This is a genomic window from Nocardia sp. NPDC004722, from assembly GCF_053601505.1.
The window spans coordinates 1-1541 of the sequence record NZ_JBSGBY010001039.1; the positions used below are offsets into that span (position 1 = coordinate 1).

Annotated in this window: 1 pseudogene; it reads right to left on the reverse strand. The window is 67.4% G+C overall.

The window, feature by feature from the left end:
* Window positions 1-1465 (reverse strand): annotated as a pseudogene (acnA, locus tag ACWELQ_RS45470) (aconitate hydratase AcnA); the annotation flags it as partial.
* Window positions 1466-1541 lie beyond the last annotated feature (76 nt).

Sequence of the window (1541 nt, forward strand, 5' to 3'; positions counted from 1 at the left end):
GGTCGGTGGTGACCGAGTCGCCCAGCAGCGCCAGCACGCGCGCACCCTTGATGTCCTCGACCGGGGCCGGATCCATCGACATGCCGTCGAAGTAGGGGGCCTTGCGGACGTAGGTGGACTTGTCGTCCCACGCGAAGGTGTCGCCCTCGGGGGTGTTCAGGCCCTGCCAGCGCGAGTCACCGTCGAACACGGTGGCGTAGGACTTGGTGAACATGTCCCGGCTGATCGCCGACTTGATGGTGTCGTCGATCTCCTGCGGCGACGGCCAGATGTCCTTGAGGAAGACGTCGTTGCCGTCGGAGTCCTTGCCCAGGGCGTCGGTCTCGAAGTCGAAGTCCATGGTGCCCGCGAGCGCGTACGCGATGACCAGCGGCGGCGAGGCCAGGTAGTTCATCTTGACGTCGGGGGAGATACGGCCTTCGAAGTTGCGGTTACCGGAGAGCACCGCGGTGACCGACAGGTCGTTGTCGTTGATCGCCGCGGAGATCTGCTCCGGCAGCGGACCGGTGTTGCCGATGCAGGTGGTGCAGCCGAAGCCACCCACGTAGAAGCCCAGCTTCTCCAGGTACGGCCACAGGCCGGCCTTCTCGTAGTAGTCGGCGACGACCTGCGAGCCCGGGGCCATGTTGGTCTTGACCCACGGCTTGGACGCGAGGCCCTTCTCGACGGCGTTGCGGGCCAGCAGGGCCGCGCCGATCATGACCGACGGGTTGGAGGTGTTGGTGCAGGAGGTGATGCCCGCGACCACGACCGCGCCGTGATCCAGCACGAAGTCGCCACGCTCCGGGTCGGAGACCTTGATCGGCTTCGACGGGCGACCGGCATTGCCGTTGGCGGCGGTCGGCACGGCGACACCGTCGTTGGCGGTGCCGGGGGCGACCGGGTCGCTGGCCGGGAAGGACTCTTCCAGCGCCTCGTCCAGCGCGGTGTGCGGCACCGGGTCGTTGGTGTAGGTGCGGATGTCCTGACGGAACTGGGTCTTGCTGTCCGACAGCAGGATCCGGTCCTGCGGGCGCTTCGGGCCGGCGATGGACGGCACCACGGTGCTCAGGTCCAGCTCCAGGTACTCCGAGTACGCGGGCTCGTTGTCGGCGTCGTGCCACAGGCCCTGCTCCTTGGCGTACGCCTCGACGAGCGCGAGCTGCTCGTCGCTGCGGCCGGTCAGGCGCAGGTAGTTGATGGTCTCCTCGTCGATCGGGAAGATCGCGGCGGTGGAACCGAATTCGGGCGACATGTTGCCCAAGGTGGCGCGGTTGGCCAGCGGCACCTCGGCGACGCCCTTGCCGTAGAACTCGACGAACTTGCCGACCACACCGTGCTTGCGCAGCATGTCGGTGACGGTGAGCACGACGTCGGTGGCGGTCACGCCGGGCTTGATCTCACCGGTCAGCTTGAAGCCGACGACGCGCGGGATCAGCATGGAGACCGGCTGGCCCAGCATGGCGGCCGACGGTTCGTTCGCCCCGCTCACGGCGAGTTGATCTCGCTGTTGATCTCGTCCGGGACATAGCTCCCGGGGATTCGGGCGGGTTGTCCTAGTC